The 19,510-nt window shown below is 66.6% G+C and carries 17 protein-coding genes, 1 pseudogene and 2 CRISPR repeat arrays; of the genes and pseudogenes, 3 read left to right on the top strand and 15 right to left on the bottom strand.

The annotated features are described in order from the left end of the window. Window positions 1–91 precede the first annotated feature (91 nt). Window positions 92–280, bottom strand: coding sequence for a hypothetical protein (locus tag ACL03H_RS01375; RefSeq protein WP_412809167.1), 189 nt, complete (start codon window positions 278–280; stop codon window positions 92–94). Window positions 281–539: 259 nt separating this feature from the next. Between ACL03H_RS01375 and ACL03H_RS01370 the strand changes: the two genes are divergently transcribed. Together ACL03H_RS01370 and ACL03H_RS01365 are read left to right on the top strand one after the other, a co-directional pair. Next, on the top strand, window positions 540–1,037 hold the full coding sequence (locus ACL03H_RS01370) for a helix-turn-helix domain-containing protein (RefSeq protein WP_412809166.1): 498 nt from the start codon (window positions 540–542) through the stop codon (window positions 1,035–1,037). After that, a pseudogene (locus ACL03H_RS01365) lies at window positions 944–1,144 on the top strand (IS5/IS1182 family transposase); the annotation flags it as partial. The gene ACL03H_RS01370 and the pseudogene ACL03H_RS01365, both read left to right, overlap by 94 nt. On the opposite strand, the gene ACL03H_RS01360 reads toward ACL03H_RS01365, so the two are convergent. From ACL03H_RS01360 to ACL03H_RS01350, 3 genes are read right to left on the bottom strand one after another with little or no spacing between them, the layout of a single operon-like run. Continuing rightward, a complete protein-coding gene (locus tag ACL03H_RS01360; RefSeq protein ID WP_412809165.1) occupies window positions 1,046–1,246 on the bottom strand; it encodes a hypothetical protein in 201 nt (66 codons plus the stop codon). The pseudogene ACL03H_RS01365 and the gene ACL03H_RS01360 overlap by 99 nt on opposite strands. 27 nt (window positions 1,247–1,273) lie before the next feature. Then, a complete protein-coding gene (locus tag ACL03H_RS01355; protein WP_412809164.1) occupies window positions 1,274–1,492 on the bottom strand; it encodes a DUF397 domain-containing protein in 219 nt (72 codons plus the stop codon). 47 nt (window positions 1,493–1,539) lie between these two features. Then, complete coding sequence (locus tag ACL03H_RS01350; protein ID WP_412809163.1) at window positions 1,540–2,427, bottom strand: helix-turn-helix domain-containing protein; 888 nt, start codon at window positions 2,425–2,427, stop codon at window positions 1,540–1,542. A 210-nt stretch (window positions 2,428–2,637) separates the two neighbouring features. Between ACL03H_RS01350 and ACL03H_RS01345 the strand changes: the two genes are divergently transcribed. Beyond that, entirely contained in the window at window positions 2,638–3,474 is an 837-nt protein-coding gene (locus tag ACL03H_RS01345) for an amidohydrolase family protein (protein ID WP_412809342.1), read from the top strand. 40 nt (window positions 3,475–3,514) lie between these two features. Here the strand turns inward: ACL03H_RS01345 and ACL03H_RS01340 are convergent, their stop codons facing one another. From ACL03H_RS01340 to ACL03H_RS01290, 11 genes are all read right to left on the bottom strand, one after another. Beyond that, window positions 3,515–3,961: a hypothetical protein gene (locus tag ACL03H_RS01340; protein ID WP_412809162.1), complete on the bottom strand. Its 447-nt coding sequence runs from the start codon at window positions 3,959–3,961 to the stop codon at window positions 3,515–3,517. Window positions 3,962–4,987: 1,026 nt separating this feature from the next. Beyond that, on the bottom strand, window positions 4,988–5,422 hold the full coding sequence (locus ACL03H_RS01335; protein ID WP_412809161.1) for a hypothetical protein: 435 nt from the start codon (window positions 5,420–5,422) through the stop codon (window positions 4,988–4,990). Window positions 5,423–5,443: 21 nt separating this feature from the next. Continuing rightward, a CRISPR array of direct repeats spans window positions 5,444–6,061; the repeat unit is 37 nt; unit sequence GTTGCGATCCTCATCGGCCCCGGAGGGCCGATGCCAC. A 124-nt stretch (window positions 6,062–6,185) separates the two neighbouring features. Continuing rightward, window positions 6,186–6,476, bottom strand: a complete 291-nt coding sequence (cas2, locus tag ACL03H_RS01330) for a CRISPR-associated endonuclease Cas2 (protein WP_412809160.1) — start codon at window positions 6,474–6,476, stop codon at window positions 6,186–6,188. Window position 6,477: 1 nt separating this feature from the next. Then, entirely contained in the window at window positions 6,478–7,494 is a 1,017-nt protein-coding gene (gene cas1, locus ACL03H_RS01325; RefSeq protein ID WP_412809159.1) for a CRISPR-associated endonuclease Cas1, read from the bottom strand. Then, complete coding sequence (gene cas4, locus ACL03H_RS01320) at window positions 7,487–8,125, bottom strand: CRISPR-associated protein Cas4 (protein WP_412809158.1); 639 nt, start codon at window positions 8,123–8,125, stop codon at window positions 7,487–7,489. The genes cas1 and cas4 overlap by 8 nt, the downstream gene beginning before the upstream one ends. 5 nt (window positions 8,126–8,130) lie before the next feature. Then, on the bottom strand, window positions 8,131–9,024 hold the full coding sequence (gene cas7c / locus ACL03H_RS01315) for a type I-C CRISPR-associated protein Cas7/Csd2 (RefSeq protein ID WP_412809157.1): 894 nt from the start codon (window positions 9,022–9,024) through the stop codon (window positions 8,131–8,133). A 40-nt stretch (window positions 9,025–9,064) separates the two neighbouring features. Then, window positions 9,065–10,846, bottom strand: coding sequence for a type I-C CRISPR-associated protein Cas8c/Csd1 (gene cas8c / locus ACL03H_RS01310; protein WP_412809156.1), 1,782 nt, complete (start codon window positions 10,844–10,846; stop codon window positions 9,065–9,067). Next, on the bottom strand, window positions 10,847–11,542 hold the full coding sequence (cas5c, locus tag ACL03H_RS01305) for a type I-C CRISPR-associated protein Cas5c (RefSeq protein ID WP_412809155.1): 696 nt from the start codon (window positions 11,540–11,542) through the stop codon (window positions 10,847–10,849). A gap of 137 nt (window positions 11,543–11,679) precedes the next feature. Next, window positions 11,680–13,863: a CRISPR-associated helicase Cas3' gene (gene cas3, locus ACL03H_RS01300; RefSeq protein WP_412809154.1), complete on the bottom strand. Its 2,184-nt coding sequence runs from the start codon at window positions 13,861–13,863 to the stop codon at window positions 11,680–11,682. A 629-nt stretch (window positions 13,864–14,492) separates the two neighbouring features. Then, window positions 14,493–15,856: a CRISPR direct-repeat array (repeat unit 37 nt; unit sequence GTTGCGATCCTCGCCAGCCCCGAGGGGCTGGCGCCAC). 515 nt (window positions 15,857–16,371) lie between these two features. Continuing rightward, the gene (locus tag ACL03H_RS01295) at window positions 16,372–18,360 is read right to left on the bottom strand and encodes a hypothetical protein (protein ID WP_412809153.1); all 1,989 of its coding nucleotides are present in this window, start codon (window positions 18,358–18,360) and stop codon (window positions 16,372–16,374) included. Then, complete coding sequence (locus ACL03H_RS01290) at window positions 18,357–19,508, bottom strand: 5'-methylthioadenosine/S-adenosylhomocysteine nucleosidase family protein (RefSeq protein ID WP_412809152.1); 1,152 nt, start codon at window positions 19,506–19,508, stop codon at window positions 18,357–18,359. Before ACL03H_RS01290 ends, ACL03H_RS01295 begins: the two co-directional genes overlap by 4 nt. Between the last annotated feature and the right edge of the window lie 2 nt (window positions 19,509–19,510).

Raw genomic sequence — 19,510 nt, 5'->3', positions numbered from 1 at the left:
ACACTTCTTCGGCTCCCTCGCACGAGGCCGGTGGAACCACACCGACGATGGGACCAACAGCAGAGCAGTTCCCGACGAAGACGGGTTCTATTCAGGATCTTCGCGTGCTGTCGTCCGCACATCCGCGCAGCGCCGTCCGCTGAACAGCGCCGACCAGCGTGGCGACGCCAGCCGCACCGTCTTTCAGCCGCGATCCTGCTTGACCAGCGAACATGAGATCGTAGCGTGCGCCGATCAGGGGAAACGCCGTTCCGACCAGCTCTGGTGCGGACGAAGCCACCAGCGAAGGAGAGAGGCGGGGCGTGCGACATACGTCAGCATCATGCATCCGACATTATGCCAATATATGCCAGCTCTCAACGGAGAACACCCAGGTGGACCAGCCACAGCACGCCCGCCTGGTGGCTCTTGGTTTCGGACGATCCGACCCCCAGATCTTGATTCTTACTGGTTATCGGCACGTTGCTGCCCCTGATTGGCACTGAACCTTTTCCACTTGGCTCCGTTCGGCCCCGGTGCGGGTGAGGACGGGTGCGGAGATGAGTGAATCCGCTGTTAGACGAGTGGACCGACTAGATCAACTGTGTCCGCACCAGGAGGTTCGAGGTGCTCTCCTGCCCGTCAGAGATCTCGGTGTCCAGTCGCGCGCTGAACATGCTGGCCGGGTCTTCACGGCACCAGCGCCGGCTACGCCGAACCGGTGGCGGCGGCGGAAAGCAGGCCGACAAGCACTGCTCGTGCTGGCCCAGCTGCGCATAGGCGTGACCTACGCCGACCTGGCGACCGGTTTCGGCATCGGCACGACGACGGTGTTCCGCTACGTCCACGAAGCCCCCAGGTCCGGGCGGCCCTGGCTCCCGGACTCGACGAGGCGATCATCAACGCGGCCAAGAAGGCATTCGTCATCATCGACGGAACGCTGTTGCGCATCGACCGGGCCGGCATGGCTTCGGGGCGGGATCGCCCGTATTGCTCCGGTAAACACAAACAACGCGAGGTCAGCGTGCAGGTTGACGCGGATCCAGCCGGGCGGCTGATCTGGGCTTCACCCGCGTTGCCCGGAGCACGGCACGGCATGGGCGCGGCCCGCGAACACTGCCTCGCCGATGCTCTCGCGGCCGCCGAGATCCGCGTGATCATCGACACCGCCTACCGCGGTGCCGGACGAAATGTGGAAGTCCCGCAACGCCGCCGAGCACACGACGACGGCGACCAGCGCCCGCGGCAGTCCTGCGGAGCCAGCCACCTGTCCGACCGCGCCGCGCCTCAGCGTTCAGCGGACGCTGGGGAAATCTCCTCGCACAGCGGCCAGGAAATCCCGCCACGCACTCCGTTCAAACACCAGCACCGCTCCGCCAGGGTCCTTGGAGTCGCGCACAGCCACTCGCTCGCAGGTGCCGTAGTTGACCTCTACGCAAGAGCCCTCGGTGCTCTTCCTGCGCCACTCGGCCTCGGAAAAGCTGGTCGGCCAGGGATATTGCGCCAGCGACATGCTGCCTCCTGGGGCCATTCCCGCCGACGACTGCTAGCACGGCCAAGTCAGGCTTCGGCGAGTTGTCTGATCAATTCTCGGGAGTCGCTCGGGGACAGGGCTGACTCGACCATGCCCTGCCACACGAGTTCGAACATCCCGACGTCGTCCTTTCCGGTGAAAGTGACCTCCGCGGGAGGGGTCTCCACGAGGACCAGGTCCGGTTCGTCGGCGTCCTCCCACTCCCAGATCGTGAACCCGCATTGCGGAAGTGCAGCAGTCGGTGCACCATCCGGAACGATTTGCATCGTAATGCCGCGCTGATCGACCGCCCAGGCGAGATGCCGCAACAGCTGCGGAAGCACCTCCGACGGGACCCCCACCGGTCGCCACCGAAATGCCGACTCGCACACGATCGTGTGGTAGCGCTGCCCTCCACTGGCGATCACCCTCCGCCCTCGCTCCAGACGCTTGGCCACCGCGGCGTCAACATCCTTCTCGGCTGTCAGATTCGCCGCAGCGATGCACCCACGCGCGTACGGCTCGGTATGGAAGACGCCCGGCACGACGAGAGGCTGGTACTGGCGAACGAGCTTGGCCTGGGCGTCCATGCCCTGCAGCTCGGACTGCCTGCGTTCCAGTGCGCCTCGATGCAGGGCTCGCAAGCCCGTCACCTCGGAAAGCAGACTTGCGGCTAACTCCATCAGCCGCGCGCGGGTGCGTTCATCGGCTCCGGCGACCTCGGACCAAGCGGCCACGTCCGCCACCGCTGCCGATCGCTCTCCGTTTTCCAGTCTCGACACCTTCGACTGGGACCATCCGAGCAACTCCGCCAGCCGTGGCCCCGACAACCCGTTGTTCCGGCGCAGGCGCCGAAGTTCCCGACCTAAGCGGCTCCGCCCGCTCGCAACCTGGGGCCGAGCCCGCCTTCCACCGGAATCACTTCCTGAGTTCACTTCGACAACCTCTCGCGCCTCGAGTCCACTACGCCCGTCGACAATATTCCGCCACGCTGCGAAACGGGAGTGCTTCGAACACTTCGGACGCGAGTCAGCGACAGCAGCGGTCTCTGCCGGCCCACCGAACGTCCTCACCGTGACCCGGACAGGCCAACGTCCCGATTAAGATAACGCGGCGAAGATTCAAGATACCGACTTCTTGCCCACATCTGCAATCACGACGGCACGAACAAATTTGAAACTTGCGAATCGGCTGTTGACGGTGGATGGGGCCTGGCCGAGGGGCTGGTCCTTCGACGACAGGATGAATACGCCCAAGTCCGCCGCCCGCCGAGCCACGGCCACGCATGCGGGGAGTGTTCCGCCGATGCCGATCCTGGACTCGCACGAGAGGGGGCCGGCCCGAATGCGGGGTTCGAGCGCGGCAGACGGGGCTCCACGAGCATCGTCTCTCGGCCGCACGAACCGGAAACTGAGCCGGTGAAGAGACGCGGGACGCGGCAACTTCCCGCACCACTCCCCCACCCGCACCCTGGACGCGAGCACACTCACCCCCTGCGCACCACGATCGATTCCGAGGTCGCCGACGCCCTACTCGACAACGACCACGACTTCATCCGCAACCACTCCACCCCAGCCGCAGCCTTCGCACGCCGCCTACGCGCCCACCCCACCCCAGCAGGAGCCGAACCCGCCGACGCTCGGGAGCTCTGCACCACCCAGTTGGGATACACCGCGGAACGAGCACTCGACCTGGCCACCACGCGAACCGCAAACCTGCTCGGCATCACCCACCGCACCGGCGCGTTGTCCCCCGGGGTCGCCGCCGATCTGCTCATCGTCGAAGTCGCCCCACCCACAGCCTCGGCACCTCAGGCACCGGCGCCTCGTCCTCGCGGCAGGACGACCACAAGCCGCACCCCCGGTCGGCCACATGGCGCTGACCGACAATTGACCTTTTACCGCGCAAAGGCAGGTCGCCTCGTTTCTGAACATCAGCCGTTGACGGCATTCGACCGTAGTTCCCGATCTATCCAGCGCTGACAGTATTTAACAGTCAATAATACGGGCTTCGCAAATACGACTACTTAAGCAAAATGGGCCAGATGTCAATGTTCCATTTGTCCCTGACGGCCGGGTCGTCGTTTTTGCCCAAATCGACATGAGTAACACGAACGCCGACATTTCCCCGAAACGGCGGATCAAGCGGGTCCACTGGGGCCAAATTCACTGTCGCAGGCGCCAACCGATCAGAGGATACGAAGAACTCACCTCCAACGCTTCCAATTTTGACGCCTTCGCAGTGAGGATCAGATTCGTAGAACCTGATATCCAACTGCATCAGCTCATCATCGTAGCAATCCGAATAGACCCCAACGCCGGTTCCCGTAAACGCGACGCCGGGCGGCTCGTGGCCCGGAAACATATGGGGGGCATCATGGCGAGCATCCAGCGGCCAATTCCCGAAATAGACCGCGCCAAACTCAACCGAAACAAGGCGCTCATACTCGACGAGCAGAGAAGAGGACATGGAGCATGTATACGCGACCACAACGCATTTAGCAATGACCAGAAGCTAGATTCGATATCCACCTCAAGTGCATCTCCAGCTCAGGAATATTCCGATCAAATTAAGATCTGCTTAAACTGCTATAAGCACCCTAATTTTTCTTTCCTCTAGGGCAAAACCGCAGTGCACAGCGCATTCGGCGCAAGGTTCTGATGGTTCGCGTGCAGCAAGGCACCGGTCCAGCAGGCTCTTCCACAGCAAGACCGCGACGGTGCGTTCCGCACGCGCGCAGAGTTGTCGCCAACGCCCGATCGCGAAGATCAGGACACCCACACCACCCATGCTGGTGTGCAGCACCATGGTGAGCGGAGGAACGGTCGCGGGGAGCAGCTGGGCTGCCGTCGAATAGAGACCGTAGACCGAACCGACTTCAACGCCGCACCGCAAGTTCGCGACGGTCTCGCAGAACGCTGCTAGGCGTGGATTCGGCGTTCCCGGCGGCAGCAACGCGTTCGCTCTCCGACGCCGGGCGCGAGAGCGCCACCGCCGAAGCACTCGGCACCGCCGCGAGCAACGCACTCACCCGGTCGCGGATGACATCGTCCGCGGAGCCTTGCCGCCGATCACGTTCTCGACATCGACGAGCACCAACGCCTTCTTCCGTGCCGCCGGCGAGGCCCGTCGCCCCCTCTCGCTCACGGGGACGGTTCACCGTGGGGCGCGCTCATCCCGGTACCCGCCGTGCACAGACGTGGCCGCTTCCAGCACTGCACCGATGCCACCTGTGCTGCGAGCTGACGCACTACGCCCTTGCGTCGCGCTCCATGCCCATCGGGGAAATTCATCGGCTCGAACCTTGCCAACCTGAACCGGAGCACCACTTACGGGTGATCTTTACTCAGGTGCCCGCCCGGGGCCACGCATTCTCGACGCGGGGAAAACGTGTCGTGGGCGGACAACTCGCCGGAAAGATCGAGCCTGTTCCGATAACGCGCCTCTGCCTAGTGACATCGCTGAAGGGGACCGGGTATCCCCGGGGCACGCGTTTTAGCCTTCGTAGTTGTCGATGTCGGATCCGTCGAGGTTGAACTCGCGCAGGACCGCGAGCGCGGTATCGGACACCACGAGGGAAGCTTGGGCATCGGTGCCGATATCGTCACGACCTGCGGCACCGGTGACATGCAGCCATCGGAACGCGGGCAAGGCGCCGAGGCCGAGCTCCTCGATCAGCTCGCTGCCTTCGGGCTCCACGGTGATCTCCACGTCGCGAAGTTGGAATGAGCCCAGTTCGGATGCGTCCAGGGCGGCAGCGAGGCGGTCGGTGACCAACAGGACGGGGAACCGTTCGATGAGGTCATCGCCGGCCCAGGCGTCCACGGCGAAGTGCAGGTGCCGCGCCTGCGGCGGATGGACCGAGGTGTCCAGGTCGGTGTTGTCCCCGAGGTCCCCTGCGGCGTCACCTCGGATCAGATGGAATGCCATGTCACCTCATCGGCGGGTATTGGCGCGATCCTCATCGGCCCCGGAGGGCCGATGCCACAGGTAGATGGCGCGCATGGCCGATGATCCGCCGACGTTGCGATCCTCATCGGCCCCGGAGGGCCGATGCCACGAGGAGATCCGCGCCGTGCTGGCCCGGGCGATGGAGGTTGCGATCCTCATCGGCCCCGGAGGGCCGATGCCACTGAGCGCGTCACGGACGCGGCGGGTCTCCTCAGGGTTGTTGCGATCCTCATCGGCCCCGGAGGGCCGATGCCACACGGTGCGCGGAGCGATCGACGAACTCGTGCGAGAGTTGCGATCCTCATCGGCCCCGGAGGGCCGATGCCACACGGTGCGCGGAGCGATCGACGAACTCGTGCGAGAGTTGCGATCCTCATCGGCCCCGGAGGGCCGATGCCACAGCGCGGAGATCGTCGGCAGCATCGCGCAGAAGCGCGGTTGCGATCCTCATCGGCCCCGGAGGGCCGATGCCACGCTGGTGCCGCCGTTGTCGACGCGGGTCGCGTCGTGTTGCGATCCTCATCGGCCCCGGAGGGCCGATGCCACATTCAGGCCCTTGTACCGATCCTAACTCCGCTGGCGTTGCGATCCTCATCGGCCCCGGAGGGCCGATGCCACCCTGATCAAACAGGGAAAACAGCCTGGCTCAGCAAGAGACCCAACTAAAAGTTACCAACACGCCCGAGAATCACTTCGGACACCCCCGGCGTGTCGCACGGCGCTTCCCGCTCCCAAGCCTCGCTCAGAAGATCAGCGGGGTGTCGTGACCGGCTGGTGGCGAGTGCCCGAGGTGCTGGGCTTCGGCGAAGGACTTGGCCGGCAATCGGTAGACGCGGATGCTGTCCAGGCCCGGGTCGATGATGTCGAGCAGGCGTCGGCGCAGGAGCAGCAGTTGCACCTCGCTCATGACGATCTCGAACACGGACTTCTGCACCCTGACTCCGTACGCTTCGCAGGCCTGCGCGACTCGCCGGAGTCGTCGTCGCCCGGCGGGGGTGGTGGTGTCGACGTCGTAGGTGAGCAGGAGTTCCACATCAACTCCCGATCCACGGCTGGTAGGCGGGCTGATCTCCCCTGAGGTGCCGGGCCAGCAACCGGGCCTGCACGTTGGGGAGCAGACCCGCCGGCACATCGCGTTTGAGAGCCGAGTGCCGCCAGGTTCGTTCGCGCGCCTTGGACCAGCGATCGAGGACGAATGCCCTGCCGTCGTCGGTGAGTGCCACACCACCAGCAGGGTCGTTGATCGTGTGCTTGGCGTTGATCTCCTTCCTGTTGAACAGCGACAGGACGAATCGGTCGACGAGCAGTGGCCGGAACTCCTCCATCAGGTCGAGCGCCAGCGAAGGTTTTCCGGAGCGAACTCCGTGCAGGTAACCGACGTACGGATCGAGCCCGACCTGTTCGAGCGCTCCGGTGATCGCCACGCGGAGCATCCCGTACCCGAAGGACAGCAGGCAGTTGAACTGGTCTTCAGGCGGGCGGCGGGTTCGTCCCGGCGGAACCGCCTTCGCCAGCAGGGGCATGTTCTGGAAGTACAACCGGGCGGCCGCTCCCTCGACACCGAGCAGGTCGGTCAGCGAGCTGGCGCTCGCCGCCGCGGTCAACGAGTCTGCGTGCGCGGCTGCCAGCTCCCGGATCTGGCCTTGCCGGGCGGGTTCCGCATCGCGGGCGATGCGCAGCAACAGCTGTCGGTAATTCTGCAGCTTTCCCGCGACGAAGGACTTCGCGATCTCCAGGCGTCGTTCGGGGTCGTCGTAGGCGCGAACCTGTGCAAGCCGGAGAACCGGATTTCCGATCTGGTTCCCACCGACCCTCCCCAGGAAGCGCCCGTTGCGAGACAGCCACGTCACCCCCCGGTTGTCCGCGGCGCATCGCAGCAGCAGGTCGTTGGTGACTTCGACGCCCTTCCACACCACGAGCTGCTCGATCCGGACGAGGGGCAGCACGTTTCGGCCAGCCCGTTCGGGATGGTAGATGCGCACCGTGTCGCCTTCGAGGTGCAGGCTCGTGCCCGGGGTGGTGACGAACAACGTGCGAAGGAGTTCAGTCATCCCACTCCCCCAGCGCACGAGGTGTGAACAGTGATGCGGTGTCGACCCGCACGGCCGGCATGCAGTTCTCCTTCAGTGAGCAGCGATCGCACCGCGTGTCGTTGACCGGCGCGGGCAAGGCGTCCGTCCGGAAGGTGCGGCGCACCGCATCGAGCACGCATCGCAACCGGACTTCCAGCGCTTCGTCGACGACGACCTCGTAACGGCGCCGACGACGTCCTGCGAAGATCACCCCGCTGGGGACCGCAGCGTGGAACATGCGGCGCAGGCACAGCACTTGAGCCGCTACCTGGAGATCAGCAGCGCCGCCCGGCCGGTACGAACCGGACTTGTGCTCGACCGGCAACGGTTCGCCATCGGGAAACTCCACGACGTCGCAGATGCCGTGCACCCCGAGTTCTTCGTGCACCACGGCCAGCGCGGTCCAGGTGCGAACCCCGGTGCGCGACACACCGGGGCCGCCCGCGTCGACGACTTCGTGGGCCAGATGCCCGCGCTGGGTGTCGACGTTGTCGGTGAAGTGGCGATCCAAGTGGATCAGCGCGGCCTGTCGGGGGCAGTAGGCGTAGTGCTCGATCGCCGAGATCGGGATGCTCGCCCATTCCTCCCCGGCAGCGCGCGTCTCGTCCACGACGATCAGGCCAGCAGCTTGGACAGCGTCACGCCCCGGGGAAGATCGTCATCGGCCACGTTGACGACGTAGTCGCCGAAGGACCGCGGCGGTCCGCTGACGTGCTCGGCGAGGCCCACCGAGACCCGTTCGGTGAGCTTGTGCGCCGGGGCGCTCCCGAAGGCGTTGTCGTGGCTGAACACGTACAGCCCGCGGGCCGTCATCGTGCCCCGCGCGGCCGAGCGGTCGTGGTCGAACATCATCTCCAGCGTCCGGTAGACCAGCTCCAGGTCCCGGCCGTCGACTCCGGTCTGCTGTCCGCGTGCGGCGGAGTAGTAGAGCTCGGCCTTGTAGAGGCCGTAGGGAACCGTCCACTTCCCGCCCATCTCGGTGCTCTCGCCGTCGTCGATGTCCTCCTGCTTGGTCTGGGTGACTCGAGTGATCGAGTGCTGCTGAGGCATGATCGGGTGGTAGCTGCGGGCGTTGGTGACCTGGAGCGGGCCGTAGATCTGCCCCAACGATTTGGTATCCCCGGTCGAGAGGACCGCGCCGAACAGGCGGATGTCGGCGTACTTCTCGGTCAGCCAGTCTCGGGCAGCCTGCTTCTGCTCCGCAGTGGGCTTCTTCTTGTCGGAGACGGGAATGTCGTTGGCGGTCAACGACTCGCGGAGTCGCGTGTTCAGCGCGTGACCGGCTTCCACGAAGATCCCGTACCTCGAGTCGCCGTCGGCCGCCAGCGGCAACGTGTTGCGGATCTTGCGCTTGATCGCCACATCGGTGACCAGACCGTGCCCGGTCTCCTCGTCCATGCGGGGACGGTTGCTGAAGTCGGGGTCGCCGTTCGGGTTGCCGTCGGTGACCTCGAAGAGGAAGACCATGTCGTGGCGGACGGCCGGGTCGAGGTGCGAGTCGATGCTCATGGAAAACCTTTCGTTGCAGTGGAGGTGCGGAGGGGAAGGCTCAGTCCTCGGCGCCGTCGGCCTCGGCGTCCTTCTTGTCCTGGTAGGCGCGGACCTGGCGCGCGTCCTCCGCCCGTTGCTGGTGGTAGCCGAGGACGAACTGAGCCTGGCGCTGGACCGGGAAGAATCCCGCGATCGACTCGGCCGAGTCGAGCTTGTACACGAGCTCGTCGAGCGCCCTGCGCAGGGCCGGTTCGGACGCCCGCGTCTTCGGGTTCCGGCGGATCTTGCTCAGCCACGCCGTGGCCATCTTCCGTCCGGCCATCACCGCGGAGGTGGGATTGCCCATCGCCGAGGCCATGAACCGGTCGGCGAACGTCGTGTTGACTTCCCTGCTGTGCGCCTTGTACTGGATCTTCTCCAGGTGCGCGAAGATCCGGCCGTAGAGGTATGCGGCGTCCGTGTTGTTCTCATCGAGGCCGGCAGTCACTCGAGACTCCTTCTTCTTGGGATCGCACAACGCCAGCCGCACGAGCGCGGCGCGGGGCGCGTCGATGCGGCCGTCGGAGGCGATGCGGTGCAGGACGTGATGCAGTACCGATGGCGGGAGGGGGCGTCCGCGCAACGCGCGAGCGAGCAGATCGCGCTGCACGTGTTCGCGGCGCCGACCGTTCTTCTTACCGATCTCGACGTAGCGCCCCTTGCTCTCCGCCTGCTCCTCCCACCGGCCGGTGGCGAGGACGAGCTGCCACAGCCCGAACGGGACCGGCGCGTCATCGAACGGGGTGACCATGAGCAGGTCGCGGTACCAACGCGCCAAGTGCAGCATCGCGGTCGCCAACGGCATGTCGACCCAGTCCCGAACCATGATCCGCGAGGCGTTACCCCCCACGGTCAGCGAGCAGAACCGTTCCTCACCGGCCACGGTCTGCGCCAGTTCCTCAGCTCGCGCGAGCTCTCCGGAGTGCAGGCGCTTGAGGAGTGCGTTGACCTGGTCCGGATCCGGCCCGGTGGAGAATCCGCTGAGCACGTCCGGTTCTTCAGCGCCCATGACCCACCAGGCAAGCCGACTGTCCTGTCCGGACAGGTTCAGCGCATGGCGTCCTCCGAGCAGATGCGTCAGGCCGCTGCCCACCGCGTTGCCGCAGTCGAAGCAGATCGGAGTGTGTTCGAGTCCGACAGTCAGGCCGTAACCGAAAACGGATGCGTTGACGCTCACCAGCGCGGCATCGTTGCCCGCCCCGGGTACCAGGCGCTTCGGGACGGCGCTCGGCATCGAGTCCACCAACGGACGCGTCTCCCCGCACACCAGGCACAACCCGGCACGCGGCGCCTTCCCACCTTTGCGGCGGGCCACTTCTGCAGTCCAGAACCGAAGCAACGAGGGCCGGTGGATGATCAGCTCGTCATCCACGGCGATCAGGACACCTTCCTTCGCGGTCGTTCCCTCGGGCCGCGAAGGACGAGGCTCTTCCCCGTAGAAGCGAAGGAGACGCAGCGCGGCCGCGTCACCCGGATCGCTGCTCGACCAATCCTGGACCAACGCCACGAACCGCTCGTGGCACTCGGCGACGCGCTTCGGCTTGGTGGTGTCGTCACCCCACCCGAAGACGTATTGGATGTCGTCCGCACCGGGCTGCGGCGCCACACCGACCGTCCGCGTCACCGCTGGGACGACCCTGCGCTGGCCGCGGCGCTTGCCGTCCGGCTCTCGAAGGTCGGTCAGCCGGGTCTCACGACCGTCGGTGAACAGGTCGAGCCGCCACAGGAACTCCCGCTCCCGGTGGAACGGCGGCGTCGTGACGTTCTCCTCCGCGTAGCCGACCAAGCGTTGCAGCAGCATTCACGCCCCCACCGGCTCGACGAGGCCCCTGCCGACGGGCGGAACCAGCATCCGGCCACCTCGCAACTCCGCGTCGAACCAGGAGAAACGCACTCCCGCATCGTCATGGTGAACGCTGTGCAGCATGACCCCGAGATCGGCGCTCGTGGAGATCCGCTCCTGCTCGTCGACCGGGCCGAAGTAGGCGCTGAACTCCCGCGTCCCCAGGTACGGCTGGTGGAAGCACTGCCCCCGGTCCACCCGTCGGCGGAACTGGTCCCGGTAGGCGGCGACCGGCTTCGTCGCGTGCGCCCGCAGCTCGACATGTGCGTGAATGCGGTAGCACACGTCCCGCAAGCACACCGAATGCCGCTGCGTCCGGTGCTCGGCCGCATCCACCGTGCGGCCCGCCAGCGCCGCTCTCAACGGGGCGATGTCAGTGGTCTCGTTCCGACGCTGGGTGAACTGCTTGATCGGCGCGAGCACGTCGATCGCGACGGGAATGAAGCGGAACTCCGGCTTCCAGAAAATCGACTCCAGAACTCCGATGGCCGCTGTCGGAGTGATGACCGGGTACGAGACCCGCTCCACCTTCAACTCCGGCCGCGTGAACAGCGCCCCCGGCCCCCACACCTGCACGCTCACCGGAGGAGCCCCCTCCGACGAACGCGGCAAATCTTCGCTCACCACGATCCCTTCCTGTTGCCCTGGCTTCACCAGGAATAGGTACCGGATACCACCGACAATGCGGATCAGTCATCGGCGCGCACCACCGGACGTCACCTCGACACGCAATTCGAGACTCATTGACGCCGAAAACTTTCTAGGGCGAATCGTCGCTAGCTACCGCGCGGTCACCACACCTCTTGTTCGGAAGCGCTGGTGGTGTCGATGCCGTAGTGCTCGTCGTAGGGCCCGGTCCATTCGTAGAGGTCGCCGAACACCGGCTTGCACAACGCTCCGATCGCCGGGTCGTGCAGCAGCCGCTTCGGCAGCGCCACGAGGTAGGGCTGCAGCTGGCGGAGCACTGGCCCCGCGGCTTCAGGTTCGGCGCGCAGCCCGGCGACGAGATCCGCTGCCGGTGTCGGGCCGCCGTGATCGGTGACGGCGACCGGCACGGTGTCGTCGTCGAGCATCCGGAAGGCCAACGTGGAATCACGCCCTTGACTCGCGCCCGCCGGCAATGGCGGCCCCTCAGCGACCGACTGGAAATCGAGCCGCTTCCGGTTGCGCTGGATCTCCGCCGCCCGGGTGCCGTACTCGGCGTTCGATCGCAGGTAGACCGTTCGGTAGTAGCGATCCAGGGCGTCGATGTCGTCCGGCCGCACTTCGACGTCTCCGTGCGGACCGAAGATCTCGGCGGTCACTTGCGATCCGATCTTGTAACCAGCGGGGCTGGACATGTCCTCCGCGTCGAAGATGACCACCAGACCGTCCTTGCCGAGCCTGCCCTCACGGTTCGCCCGTCCCGCGGCCTGCTGCAGCGCTTCGGCCGGAGCGAAAGCCCTCAACACCACCGGGCAGTCCAGATCCACCCCGGCTTCGACCAGCTGGGTGGAAACCAGCCGGATCTGCCGCCCACCGGTCAACCGCTCGCGCACTTCCCGCAGCACGGCACGACGATGTGCCGGTGTCATCCGAGTCGACAGGTGGAAAATCCCAGTCGCCGCGGAGCCTGCCCACTGCTGGAAGATCGAACGAGCGTCGGCCGTCGTGTTCACCACCACGAGGACCTGCTCGTGCGAGGCCGCGCGGTCACCGACTTCGGCCAGCGTCGGTTTGGGATCGAGCCACCACTCATACCGCACCCGCCGCATCGCCCTGAACAACGCACGAGGCTCGTCGACGACGTCGCGCACCCGCAATCCTCGCCACACGTCGAACTCCGGGAACGACGGCTGGGTCGCCGACGCGAGCAACACCGTCGTACCGAAGTACTCGGACAGAGTCCGGAGCGCATCCAAGATCGGGGTGAGCACGCGCAGCGGCAGCGCCTGCACCTCGTCGAGCACGACGACCGCGTTCGCCAACCGGTGCAACTTGCGCATCCGGGACGGCTTGCGCGCGAACAGCGAATCGAACAGCTGCACGGTCGTGGTGACGACGAACGGGCTGTCCCAGTTCTCCGCAGCCCCTCGCATCGCGCGCTCGCCCGCACCGGACTCGGGCGGCCGGACCGCCGAGTGGTGTTCGAGCACTGCGTCGGCGCCGAGCATGCTCCGGTACTCAGCGGCGTTCTGCTCGGTGACGGTGATGAACGGGACCGCCACGATCACCCGCCGCTTCCCGTACCGGGCGGCATGCTCCAACGCGAACCCGGCCGACGCCCACGTCTTCCCCACTCCGGTGGGCGCCGGCATCCGGAAGACACCCGGCGCCTCCCCGGCACCCTCCACGGCTCGCCGGTACACCCGCTCACGGATCGAATCGACCGGGGAACCGGTTCGAGCTGTCAACCGCTCCTGGCGCGCAGCCTCGAAGCGGTCGCGCAAAGCCCCGATGTTCTCGTCATCCCGCACCTGGGGAGCCGCTAAGCCCTGCGCGTGCGCCGCTGTGTCCAGGTGATCGGCATCGACCAGCGAGGAGAACGCCAGACGCACCCCCATCTCCGCGACCGTCTTCCCCTGCTTCCAGCCATCCGGCAGCAGAGAACCCGGCCCTCCGGCAAGGATCTTCTCCGCTTCGGACAGCAAACCGAGGAAGGACTCGACTTCATCGTTCCCGCGCGCCGCGTCCGCGGCGATCAAGCACTGCAGGTCGGCCAGTTCGGTGAGGCCGCCATGATGGCCTTGGATCGCCATTGCGGCCGACCCCGCCACTCGGCGCAGAAGATTCGCCCCCAGTTCCTTGTGCGGTATCCCGACAGGCCCACCGCGCTGCTCCGCGCGCAGCAGCCCCCGCTGCCACGGATCACACGCCTTGCCCGCGTCGTGGAACAACCCGAGAGCGAATCCGAGATCCTCGGCTCCGAACTCCCTCGCGAACCTTCCCGCCAACGCCGCAGTGGAACGGGCGTGCTCCGACAACAAGTGCCGCACCCCGTGCACGTTCGCGCTGTGCGCCCACATGGATCCCCCAGATCGCAGACCGACTCCCAGAATGCGCCGAACCCTAACGGGGACCACCGACAGCTCCGGTTCCCGCCCACCGAAACCCGAATTTCGCAGTGAGAATGGGCATGACAAGAAGCAGCGAGCAGCTAGATGTCATATTCCACTTTCAAGCCTGCGCGGAATTCAGGTCGCATCGACATGCCTGCAAAACTGCCGGTCCAACAGCCAGGTCGATGCAACTACCTATCGGCCCCTCTCCCGGTTCGTTACATCACCCCTCCGGCAGCCCGTTCAGCGCATACCGCCTGATGGGCCGCTACGGCGTCCCGGCGACGCACCGCCATCCGAGCGACACCGGCACACGCCTACGACGAGGACGTTCTTCCCGAAGCGGATGCCCGTTTCGATCTGCGCCAACCCCGTGGGGCTGGCGCCGCTTGGCGCTGGCGAAACGCGGCATCCCTGACGACGCGTTTCGATCCTCGCCAGCCCCGAGGGGCTGGCGCCACGCGCTTCGCGGCGGCCGAGTCGTCGCCGAACTGAAGTTGCGATCCTCGCCAGCCCGAGGGGCTGGCGCCACTCGATATGATCGCCGGCCCGTTTTCGCAGGCAGGAGTTGCGATCCTCGCCAGCCCCGAGGGGCTGACGCCACTTCTCCGCGAACCCGACCGCCTACGCCAAGTACAAGTTGCGATCCTCGCCAGCCCCGAGGGGCTGGCGCCACCCCGTGGCCCCCCGCTGGGGTTCCGGACGACGTGGTTGTTGCGATCCTCGCCAGCCCCGAGGGGCTGGCGCCACTCTGATCTCTTTGGGTTTGAACTGCGGTTTCGTCCTCGTTGCGATCCTCGCCAGCCGCGAGGGGCTGGCGCCACCGACTAGCTCCTGTTGCTCTCCTGTCGTCCCGTTGGCGTTGCGATCCTCGCCAGCCCCGAGGGGCTGGCGCCACTCGAGGGTCGCCGAGTCGCGGGCAGCCTTCGCGCCCTCGTTGCGATCCTCGCCAGCCCCGAGGGGCTGGCGCCACCATCCCGAAGTACACCTCGTGGGCATCCGGGTTCCCGGTTGCGATCCTCGCCAGCCCCGAGGGGCTGGCGCCACCATCCCGAAGTACACCTCGTGGGCATCCGGGTTCCCGGTTGCGATCCTCGCCAGCCCCGAGGGGCTGGCGCCACTACCAGGCGTCGAACTGCATCCTCGGCCCCTCGGCGTCGTTGCGATCCTCGCCAGCCCCGAGGAGCTGGCGCCACCCCCCCTCCTCAACGTCGAGACGTGCCACCACGGGTTGCGATCCTCGCCAGCCCCGAGGGGCTGGCGCCACGGGGACCGGGCGAATTGGAGGAGCAATGACTGACCTGTTGCGATCCTCGCCAGCCCCGAGGGGCTGGCGCCACAGGGGTTGTTGCCTGCCCAATCCTTGCGACGGTCGGTGTTGCGATCCTCGCCAGCCCCGAGGGGCTGGCGCCACTTCGGTTGCCAACGTTGGCGACAACTGATCCTGATCATGTTGCGATCCTCGCCAGCCCCGAGGGGCTGGCGCCACCGCAGTGATCACCGACGACTGGAGCACCTGATCCGTTGCGATCCTCGCCAGCCCCGAGGGGCTGGCGCCACGCGCGAGAGGACGGGTCGTAAGCCGCGCGCAGCTGGGTTGCGATCCTCGCCAGCCCCGAGGGGCTGGCGCCACACCCGTACTGCGAGTGCGACGACTGCGCCCGCACACCCGTTGCGATCCTCGCCAGCCCCGAGGGGCTGGCGCCACCAGCTCGGCGACGCTCATACCGGTGATCTGCTGCCGGTTGCGATCCTCGCCAGCCCCGAGGGGCTGGCGCCACGACAACGAGGTCGCCGCCGTCGAGATCGCCGAGCTTGTTGCGATCCTCGCCAGCCCCGAGGGGCTGGCGCCACTCGAGTCAGTCGACGGCGTCAGGTCCACCCGAACCGAGTGTTGCGATCCTCGCCAGCCCCGAGGGGCTGGCGCCACCCTGCGCGATCAGGACATTCCTAACACACGCGGGCCCGTGTTTATACGAGCGTTACCGACACGCCCGGGAATTGCTTCGGGGCCCCTCGGCGTGTCACGCAACGCTTCGGCATCCCAAGCCGCTCGCAGGTTCTCGCCACCTGCCTGGCCTCAGTTACTTTCGTCAGTGACGGCTCTGAGTCCCTGTTCGGTTGGGCCAGCCGACACACCTGCCCGAGCTCATCTGCCACCGAAGAAGCCTTGACCGGAGCAGAAACAGATCGTCGGCGAGCGCACCGCACGAATCCTTCCACGAGTGCGGAAGGTTCCACGCAGCAAGCTCGGATCGATGCCGCCAGGAACGCCCTGAACGCCGTCGTTGGACTTGGCGAAACCTCGCGTCCACCAGCAGGGCAGTCGGCTCCTCGCCCAACGGACCGGGGCCGGTACCGCCCGAACGGCCAACATCAGGCTCAAGCTCAGCAGCGGGTCAGCCACCGCGGCCAGGCCGATCGGGATGCGGACGCCGAAGCCAGCTAGGCCGCGGCTTCGTCGCCGGGGTCGGTCTTGCGGTGACGCGTTGAGGTGGTGCCGTGGATCCACGCCTTGCCTTCGGCGGCGATGCCTTCCAGAACGTGCAGGGCGTGGGCGAAGCCGCTCGCGTCGAGGCTGATTCGCGCCAGCGCCGGATCCTCGTCGAGGGCGGGGTGCTCCGCGTCGCTGTCGGGGTCGGTCACCTCGATCGTCCGGGCGGGCCCGTTGGACAGGGTCAGGTCCAGGGTGTAGCCGCAGTTGCTCGATTCGACGACGCGCAGCGAGGACACGGCGTCGAAGCGGAAATGTCCGCGCTCGCAGCCGCGGAAGTCGCCGGTCTCGACGTCGAGCTCTCGGGCCAGTTCCCGGACCCCGTCCGCGGTGAGCAGGAACAGCCGGAGCTCGTACTTCGAGTAGCGCCACGGTCCTCCGTCGACGCGCGCTCGCTTGGCCCCCTTCTTCACCGGGGTCTGCATGACCGTGTGCGCGGTGATGTCCCGCCAGGCCAATCGGTAGTGGCGCAAGGCTTCGTCGGTGAGCAGCACCCGGTCGCAGCGCAGCCAGGTCTCCATCTCCTCCTCGGTGGGGCGCGTGGCGTCGAGCCTGTCCTTCCGCTGCTGGTACGCGAGATTCCGCGCTTCCATTGTGGATTCGTGGTCCCGGACTTCCTCGCGGTGCCTTCGGCGCTCGGACGCGATGCGCCACCAGCCGCGGACCACGGCTCGGCCGGTGACCGCGAGGAGGAACGCGGCGCCCAGGGCGGGGAGCAAGTCGGACGACAGCGCGGCTCGTTCCGCGGCGAGGGCCGCAACCGTGCCCACCGCGGCACCCGCCAGGCATCCGGCCTTCGTCGTCGGCGGTGTCCGGTACTGACGGCGATGAGCGAACAGGGTGTTCTCGCGCCACTTCCGGCTGATATCCCGCAGCAGGTACCGGATGAGCCAGGTGATCTGCTCGTAGTTGATCCGCTCCTCCCGGTACAGCTCGACGACTTCGTCGCGCAGCGTGGCGCGGATGCCGCGGGTTTCGTTCAACCAAGCCGACCTGTCAACGCCCTTCGGCGCGTAAGAGGAGGCGAAGTGCCGGAAGGCACCGTCGACCTTGTTGGCGAACCCACCTTCCGGAGCGTCGCGTTGCGCGAAGTAGCCGACCTCGTCTTCCTTGGTCCGTAACCGCATGGCTCGATATCGCCACTCGAATCCTGTTCTGGCCACGACAGCACCACTGGCGAGCATCGCGAAGTAAGCGATTGCCGGGCCTGCTTGGAGCTCTCGCAGCACGAGCCAGCCGAGGCTCCCCAGTCCCACGGCGAACAGCGCGCTCGCGAACACCGCGCGGAAGCAGTCCGCGGCAGTGGTCGAGTTCGGGACGGGGTGCCGCGCCCGTGCTTTGGCCGGATCCGGTTTGAAGTAGGCCCAGACGCGGTCAGCGCGATCTCCCCCGAGCCGGTGCGTCTCGGCGTCGTGGCGAGCGCGTGACCACAGGGCGTCCTTCAACTCTCCGGTCAGGACCAGGTCGCAGTGCTGTTCGATCTTCTTCCGCTGCCGCGGCGGCAGGCTCCAGAGCTTCGCCCGCGCCGAGGTCGTGTCGCGGTCCGGGTCTTCGATGTCCTTGATCAGCTCGCACAACGTTTCCAGCGCGGGCGCCCACTCCCCTCGCGCGGACCGGTCGAGGTGCCCGGGCAGCAGAGCGAGCTGCGCCCGCTCGTCGTTGCTCAGTTCCCGGTACGAGCGCTTGCTCAGCATCGCCAGCACCCAGTGGACTCGGACCTCGGTGTTGACGTAGCCGCGAGCGATCGCCTCATTGATCAGCTCGCGGGCCTTGAGCGGCACACCGTTGTTCAGGTAGTTGACGCCCACCTCGTACCTCCGTGCCGGTGGGTCTTCGGGCGACGTGATGTAGACGTTCGAGTCGTGCACCTGTCCGGCTTGAATTCCGACGGTGGAACCTTCAGCGGAATTGGTGGTCGTGTGCGTGTGCTCGTCGCTCATGACAGACCGTTCACCGCCGTGATCAGGGCAGCGACCTTGGATGCCACGTCGGCGGCTTCGGCGATCAACCCGCGCAGGCGCTTGAGCGCGAGCATGGACCGGCTCCTGCCCTCGGTGGTCTTCTCCTCCAGCGCCTTGCCGGCGAGGTCGAGTTCATCCTGCGCTGCCTCGTAGGTGGCCGAGTCCACCGTGCCGGCCGAGCGGGCTCGGGCGAGCTCGTCGCGGATCGCTGCCAGCTGGGTGGCGAGATCAGGCGAGTCGTCCACCGGGGTGGGGCCGGTGGTGATGGTGACGTTGCTGTCGCGGACCTCTCCTGCCTGGTTGCCGAAGACGCTGTTGTGCGCGTTGTTGGTCGTGTTGCTGGTGTTGGGCGTGCCGCGGTGCCGCATGGGCTGGTCCTCCTGGCCGTCGAGGTACAGCTGGATGAGACGGGCGGCGAACGCCGCCGCGTTGTCGGCGGCTCGGGGCTGCCACGTGCCGTCGGCATCGGAGTTCTTCGTGCCGTCGGCCTTGTCGCTGATGCCGCGCACGATCGCGACCGGTGCGCCGTTGAGGTGCCCGGCCTGGGCCACCCCGGCGGACTCCATCTCGATGGCCAGCGCATCGTTGTAGTGCAGCCGCAGCAGCTCCGCCTCGTAGGAGGTGCGGGAGTTGTGCACGACCTCCCCGGCAGCGATCGCTCCGAAGTGGACGCGCGGCCGTCGATCACCAGATCCGACGTCGTCGGCCCAGTCGTCAAGACGTTCCACGTGATTCGCCGTCTGACTGAGTCCGTGCTCGGCCTCCCATGCTCGAGGCCGGGCCTTGAACCCGTCGTCCTCGCTGGTCCCACCGTGGGAGGCGTAGACGTGGGTGGCCACCACGACATCCCCCAGCGCGGTCTTGTCCCACAAGGCCCCGGCAACGCCGACGAACAGCACCGCCGCCGGATCGAATTCCTGAAGAGCCCGCTCGGTCAGCACCGCCGCGGACTGATTTCCCTTGCCCACCAACGCCAGCGCCACCTGGCAATCGGTTCCGCGAAGGGTGCCGAGTTCGAACTGAGTGCCTCGCTCATGGCGCACCGGCTGCGGATCTACCAGTCTGCGTCGCACGGCCGCGTACTCGAGGTTCAAGGCGGTGAGCACCACCACCAGCTTCTCGCTCATGT

The sequence above is a fragment of the Saccharopolyspora antibiotica genome (assembly GCF_047200635.1).
In the GTDB taxonomy this organism is placed as follows: domain Bacteria; phylum Actinomycetota; class Actinomycetes; order Mycobacteriales; family Pseudonocardiaceae; genus Saccharopolyspora_C.
Note: the sequence above shows the minus strand (reverse complement) of the source record. Positions and strands in the feature narration are given on the sequence as shown.

Excerpts from the sequence above, each read along its gene's own strand:
- cas8c (WP_412809156.1), bottom strand. The coding sequence starts at position 10,846 with ATGCTGCTGCAACGCTTGGTCGGCTACGCGGAGGAGAACGTCACGACG.
- ACL03H_RS01340 (WP_412809162.1), bottom strand. The coding sequence starts at position 3,961 with ATGTCCTCTTCTCTGCTCGTCGAGTATGAGCGCCTTGTTTCGGTTGAG.
- ACL03H_RS01290 (WP_412809152.1), bottom strand. The coding sequence starts at position 19,508 with ATGAGCGAGAAGCTGGTGGTGGTGCTCACCGCCTTGAACCTCGAGTAC.
- ACL03H_RS01335 (WP_412809161.1), bottom strand. The coding sequence starts at position 5,422 with ATGGCATTCCATCTGATCCGAGGTGACGCCGCAGGGGACCTCGGGGAC.
- cas7c (WP_412809157.1), bottom strand. The coding sequence starts at position 9,024 with ATGAGCATCGACTCGCACCTCGACCCGGCCGTCCGCCACGACATGGTC.
- ACL03H_RS01355 (WP_412809164.1), bottom strand. The coding sequence starts at position 1,492 with ATGTCGCTGGCGCAATATCCCTGGCCGACCAGCTTTTCCGAGGCCGAG.
- cas1 (WP_412809159.1), bottom strand. The coding sequence starts at position 7,494 with ATGACTGAACTCCTTCGCACGTTGTTCGTCACCACCCCGGGCACGAGC.
- ACL03H_RS01370 (WP_412809166.1), top strand. The coding sequence starts at position 540 with ATGAGTGAATCCGCTGTTAGACGAGTGGACCGACTAGATCAACTGTGT.
- ACL03H_RS01295 (WP_412809153.1), bottom strand. The coding sequence starts at position 18,360 with ATGAGCGACGAGCACACGCACACGACCACCAATTCCGCTGAAGGTTCC.